Raw genomic sequence first — 5981 nt, forward strand, 5'->3', positions numbered from 1 at the left:
GGACAGTGACCCGTTGGTCCGGTAGTCGGCGCTGGTCTTGAAGGAGTTGAGCAGGATGATCGCGAACGGGGCGAGGAAGGCCAGGACGAAGACGGTGACCGCGGCAAGGACTGCGTAGGAGCCCGCACTGCGCTTGCGGGGTGCGTTGTTCCTGCGCCAACCCGTGGGGGCGGCAGGGCCGGGGATGTCTGTCTTCTTGACCCGGGACGTGACGGGGGCTGTGGTGTCGGTGGTCATGGTCATCCGTCCTCGCGAGCCTGGCGGGTGAGCATCGTTCCGGCGATGATCAGCACGAGCAGGGTGATGGTGCTGGAGATCGCGGAGCCGTAGCCGACGTCGGCGCGTTCGAAGAAGTTCTGGTAGGCGAAGTAGGCGGGGACGAGGGTGGAGTTTCCGGGGCCGCCGCCGGTGAGGACGAAGATCTGGGCGAAGACCTTCAGGCCGGCGATGGTCGTGGTGACCAGGACGACGTAGACCTCGGGCCTCAGGATGGGCACGGTGATGCGGGTGAAGCGCTGCCACCAGGAGGCGCCGTCGAGCGAGGCGGCCTCGTAGAGTTCAGGGTCGATGCGCTGCAGGCCGGACATGAACAGGACGAGCGGGTAGCCGAGCTGCATCCACACGAGGACGCCGAGAACGACCCAGAGGGCGAGGTCGGGGTCTCCTAGCCAGTTCTCGGCGAGGGAGCCGAGGCCGACGGTGTCCAGGACGCTGTTGACGGCGCCTTCGGGGGCGAGGATCCATCCCCACATCAGGCCGGTGACGGCGACGGGGATGACCTGGGGCAGGTAGAGGCCGGAACGGAAGATGCCCACGATGCCGTCGCCGTGCTTCTTGCCGATGTAGTCGAACAGCAGCGCGGCCAGGAACAGGCCGAGCAGGGTGGGGACGACGGCGATGCCGATGATGACGAAGGCGATGTTGCGGAAGGAGGCCCAGAAGTCGGCGTCCTGGAAGAGGCGTGTGTAGTTGTCCAGGCCGGTGAAGGTGGGGTCGCCGATGCCCTGCCACGCCGTCAGGCTGTAGTAGAAGGTCATCACCAGCGGGACGACGAGGAAGAGCAGACTCAGCAGCAGGCCCGGCGCGAGGAAGACGGCATAGCCCGTGGACCGCGGGTGACGTTTGGTTTTCACTGTTGCTCCTGGTTGGGCGGGACGGCTGCGGCGGCGGGCCCGGCAGCCGTCCCCGGAACGCGTGGTTACCGGCCGGCGGCGCGACGAGGTGCCGGCCGGGGCGGGAACGTCAGGGCCTGGTCGCGACGTACTTCTCGTAGGGGGCCGCGAGCTCGTCGAGGACGGAGTCGGCCTTGCCGCCGTTGATGAGGTTCTGCGTGGCGGCGACCCAGGTGTCGTAGTAGCCGGCGACGGGCCAGTCGGGGTAGAAGGCCAGGCCGTCGTTCTCCTGGGTCTGCGCGAAGGCTTCGGTCAGCTGGCGGGACTTGGGGTTGGTGATGTCGGCCGGCTTGGCGGCGAGCGGGACGTTGCCTTCCTCACCGATCAGCTTCTGGATCTTGTCGGACATCGTGATGGCGATGAAGTCCTCGGCGAGCTTCTTGTTCTTGGCCTTGGTGGGGATGACCCAGTTGTTGCCGCCGGACCCGAGGGTCCTCTCGCTGCCCGGGTAGGCGGCGGTGGACCACTGGAAGTTCTTGATGTCGGTGGTCAGGCTGCCGAACCACCAGTTGCCGCCGACCATGATGGGCCGCTTCTGCGAGACGAACTGCTCCACCATGTCGCTGCCCTTGAGACCGACGTCCTTCTTGTCGAAGTAGCCCTTGTCGAGCCACTCCTGGTACTTGTCCACGGCGTAGGCCATCTCAGGGCCGTGGAAGTCGACCTTGCCCAGGTAGCGCTGGTAGTTGTCGACCCAGGTGTTGTTCGCCTTGGACAGGGCGAGCAGGTAGAGCCAGTGGCTGGCGGGGTGGTCGTTGCCGGCGTTGGCGAGCGGGGTGACGCCCGCGGCCTTGAACTTCGCCAGCGCGGCCTCGAAGCTCGCGAAGTCGGTGGGCTTGTCGACACCGTGCTTCTTGAACAGGTCGTCGTTGTAATAAGTGAGGACGAACTCACCGTAGTTGGGTATGCCGTACCACTTCTCGCCACCCATCTCGCCCTTGTCGTTGTAGCGGGCGGTGACGGAGGCGCTTTCGCTGATCTTCCTGTCCCAGCCGTGTTCCTTCACGAGAGGGGTGAGGTCGGTGAGCAGGCCCTGCTTGGCGAGCTGTCCGGTGGTGGCGTTGCCCTTGTTGTACTCCATGACGTCGGGCGCCTTGTCGGAGTTGAGGATCATGCCGGCGTTCTGCTGGATCTGCTCGAACGTCTTGCGCTCGAAGACGACCTTGACGTCAGGGTGGGTCTTCTTGAATTCGGCGATGGCCGCGTCCCATGCCTTGCTCAGGGCTCCGTCCTCCTGCTCGTAGTGCCACAGGCGAAGGGTCTTGCCGTCGCCCTCGGCGGCGTCGGAGCCGCCGCAGGCGGTCAGCGGGGCCAGCAGGGCCAGGGCGGTGACCGCGAGGAGGAGCGGCTTTCTGCGAAGGGTGGAGCGGGTGCGTGGGATGTTCATGGCTGTTCCTTGGTGTGCGTCGTTGCGGCAAGGGCGGGCGGTGTCAGCTGGTGGTGCGGCGGCGGTGGACGCGTGCTTCCCACGGCTGCAGGGTGTGCGGCTGCGTGAGCGGGTTGGTGGCGGGAACGTTGGCGATCAGGGTTTCGCTGTGCTCCCAGCCGTCGGGCAGGTCGACGGTGAGGTCGGTGCCGCTGAAGTTGGCCAGGACGAGCAGTTCGGTGCCCCGGTCCGCGTCGTGGCGGGTGAAGGCGTAGAGCTGTTCGTGGTCGGGGTGGAGCATGTGGAAGTCGCCGTGGGTGAGGGCGGGCTCGGTGTGCCGTAGGCCGATCAGGCGCCGGTAGTAGTGGAAGACCGATTCCGGGTCGGCGAGTTGGGCCTTGGCGTTGACATCCGTGTGATCGGGGTTGACGGCGATCCACGGCGTGCCGGCGGTGAAGCCGGCGTGTTCGGTGGCGTCCCACTGCATGGGGGTGCGGGCGTTGTCCCGGCTGCGGTGCCGCAGCCCCTGCATGACGGCGTCGGCATCGGTTCCGTGCGCGGTCTGCTCGCGGTAGTGGTTGAGGGACTCGATGTCCCGCAGGTCGTCGATGGAGGTGAACGGGGCGTTGGCCATGCCCAGTTCCTCGCCCTGGTAGACGAAGGGTGTGCCTCGGTGCAGGTGCAGGACGGTGGCCAGCAGCTTGGCGGAGCGGTCCCGGTAGGCGGGGGTGTCGTCGCCGAAGCGGGAGACCACCCGGGGCTGGTCGTGGTTGTTCCAGTACAGGCTGTTCCAGCCGGTGTCGCCCAGGCCGGTCTGCCAGCGGCCGAGGCTGGCCTTGAGGTCGGTCAGTTTCAGGGGCCGGACGTCGAACTTGCCGCCGGGTCCCTGGTCGAGCCCGACGTGCTCGAACTGGAAGACCATGTCGAGTTCGCGGCGGGCGGGGTCGGTGAAGAGCTTGGCCTCCTCCACCGTGACGCCGGGCATCTCGCCGACGGTGAGCAGCCGGCGGGGGTGGCGGTCGAAGACCTCGCGGTGCATCTCGGCGATGTAGTCGTGGATGCGGGGGCCGCACACGTAGTAGGGGTGGCCGAGACCGTAGCGGGCGCCTTCGGGGACGATTCCGTCGGGCAGGGCCGGGTCCTTGGAGATCAGGTTGATGACGTCCATGCGGAAGCCGTCGACCCCGCGCTCCAGCCACCAGCGCATCATCGCGTACACGGCCTGGCGGACTTCGGGGTTGTCCCAGTTCAGGTCGGGCTGCTTGCGGGAGAAGGTGTGCAGGTAGTACTCGCCGCTGGCGATGTCGTACGTCCATGCGGGACCGGAGAACCACGACTCCCAGTTGTTCGGTTCCGCTCCCGGCGTTCCAGGCTCCATGCCCTCACGCGGCGGGCGCCAGATGTACCAGTCGCGCCGCGCTCCGCCTGGTCCGCCGTCGCGGGAGGCGGTGAACCAGGCGTGCTCGTCGCTGGTGTGGTTGACGACCAGGTCCATCACCAGTTTCATGCCGCGCTCGTGCACCGAGGCCAGCAGCCGGTCGAAGTCGGCGAGCGTGCCGAAGAGCGGGTCGATGTCCTGGTAGTCGCTGATGTCGTAGCCGTTGTCGTCGTGCGGCGAGGGGTAGACCGGGGAGAGCCACAGCACGTCCACGCCGAGCTCGGACAGGTAGTCCAGGCGCTCGATGATGCCCTGCAGGTCGCCTATGCCGTCCGCGTTGGAGTCGGCGAAGGAGCGCGGATAGATCTGGTAGACCACCGCGTTGCTCCACCAGGAGTCGGCAGGGCTGACTACGTTTTCCGGCACGTCAAACCTCATCGTGTGTGATCGGTTACTTAAAGTGAAGAGTGAGGGGCTGGGCAGGCCGTGGTGGTGGCCGGCGGTGTGGGTCAGGAGATGGCCGCGCCCACCGCGTCACGGATGACGAGGCAGGCGGCGCCTCGGGCCCACAGGTCGTGGCGGACAGGGTCGACGTGGATGTCGCAGTCGCGGGCAGCCGTGGAGAACGCGTGCGTCTCCAGCGCCTGGGACGCTGCCGGGCCGAAGAGGTCGTAGGCGACCGCTCCTTCTCCGGCGATGATGATCTTTTGCAGGTTCAGCAGGTTGCACATGCCGGCCAGTCCTCGTCCCAGGGCGGCTCCTGCTTCGGCGAACGCGGAGCGGGCGACCGCCTGGGCGGACCCGCCTGCGGGCGATCGGGCGAGGTCAATGGCTTCGGAGATCTTGGTGCAGGGGATACCGGCGTCCTGCAGGTGGCGCAGGACCGCCCGGTCCCCGGCGAGAGCTTCCAGGCAGCCGCGGCGGCCGCAGCTGCACATCGGGCCCGCGGGGTCGAGGGGCAGATGCCCGAGTTCTCCGGCCAGGCCGGTGGCGCCGGAGAACAGGGTCCCGTCGAGCAGCAGGCCGCAGCCGATGCCGGGGCCGACGGTGACGACGGCGAAGGAGTCGACGTCACGGCCCTGCCCGAACCAGCGTTCGGCGACCACGAGGGTGTTGACGTCGTTGTTCACGACGACCGGGAGACCAGTCGCCTCGCGCAGCGGGCCGGCCACGTCGACCTTGTTCCAGTCGAGCAGGGCCGAGTAGCGGCAGATGCCGGAGTCGGAATCGACGTGTCCGCTGACCCCGACGCCCAGCCCCAGTACCCTGTCCGCCGCTTCGGGCGCCTCGGAGAGGAGCCTGCTGGTCAGGGCTGCAGCGGCGGACAGGGCGGTCTCGGGTGTGCAGTCGGCGATCGGTTCCTCGGCGCGGGCCAGGACGTTGGCCGCCATGTCGGTGACCACTCCGGAGACCTGCGCGGGACCGATCTTCGTGCCGACGACGATGTGCTTGTCCGGATTGACGTGGAGCATCTTCTGCGGCCGGCCCCGCCCCTGGGGAGCGGCGTCCGATTCGCGCAGGTAGTCGTGCTCCAGGAGCGGGGGAAGCATCCGGGTCACGCTCGAGGGGACGAGACCGAGGCGCTGGGCGAGCTGGGTGCGCGAGATGGGGCCCGAGGTGAGGACGGTCGCGAAGATCTCCGCCCGGGTCTGCTCACCGACAAGCTCCGAAAAGCGGATCTTGGACGGGCTCATCACGCGCGCCTCCAAAGGTGTAGTCGGTCAAGGGCTGGTCTGTCCGGTCGGCCTCCATCGAACCCGATGCGGTGCGTGCCGTCGTCCATGACGCCGAAACCGTGGCACAACCAGAGCCAGGAAGATCATCGTGTTCCCCTCCCGCCTTGCTCCGGGCGTCGGCCCGGTGCCCGGGCCGGCTGGACATGACGGGAGTCTGTCCCCCCAGTTTTCGTGCGTCAAGAAAGAAAACAGCGTGTTACGCAACCGTGATCGCGCCTCGGGTGCCTGCTTCCTGTGCAAGAAGTCCCGGTCTGGGGCCTCGGTTCGGCCACGGGGAGGGGTGAGCGGCTGCGAATCTTGTTCATTTCGTTGACACGGGGAAGAAATGA

4 protein-coding genes and 1 pseudogene are annotated in these 5981 nt (G+C 67.5%); all 5 read right to left on the reverse strand.

Annotated elements, in window-relative coordinates; all coding sequences use genetic code 11:
• Positions 1–237: pseudogene (locus tag RIF68_RS24335) on the reverse strand (hypothetical protein); the annotation flags it as partial.
• A 2-nt stretch (positions 238–239) separates the two neighbouring features.
• Complete coding sequence (locus RIF68_RS24340; protein WP_309053431.1) at positions 240–1133, reverse strand: sugar ABC transporter permease; 894 nt, start codon at positions 1131–1133, stop codon at positions 240–242.
• Between the two features lie 109 nt (positions 1134–1242).
• Positions 1243–2559 carry an ABC transporter substrate-binding protein gene (locus RIF68_RS24345; protein ID WP_307653495.1) on the reverse strand — a complete coding sequence of 439 codons (1317 nt, stop codon included), beginning with the start codon at positions 2557–2559 and terminating at the stop codon, positions 1243–1245.
• 43 nt (positions 2560–2602) lie between these two features.
• The gene (locus RIF68_RS24350) at positions 2603–4342 is read right to left on the reverse strand and encodes an alpha-glucosidase (protein ID WP_307653494.1); all 1740 of its coding nucleotides are present in this window, start codon (positions 4340–4342) and stop codon (positions 2603–2605) included.
• A gap of 83 nt (positions 4343–4425) precedes the next feature.
• Positions 4426–5610 (reverse strand): ROK family protein, encoded by a 1185-nt coding sequence (locus RIF68_RS24355; RefSeq protein ID WP_309053432.1) that lies wholly within the window; start codon positions 5608–5610, stop codon positions 4426–4428.
• Between the last annotated feature and the right edge of the window lie 371 nt (positions 5611–5981).

It is taken from the genome of Streptomyces sp., from assembly GCF_031178505.1.
Classification (GTDB): Bacteria; Actinomycetota; Actinomycetes; order Streptomycetales; family Streptomycetaceae; genus Streptomyces; species Streptomyces gulbargensis.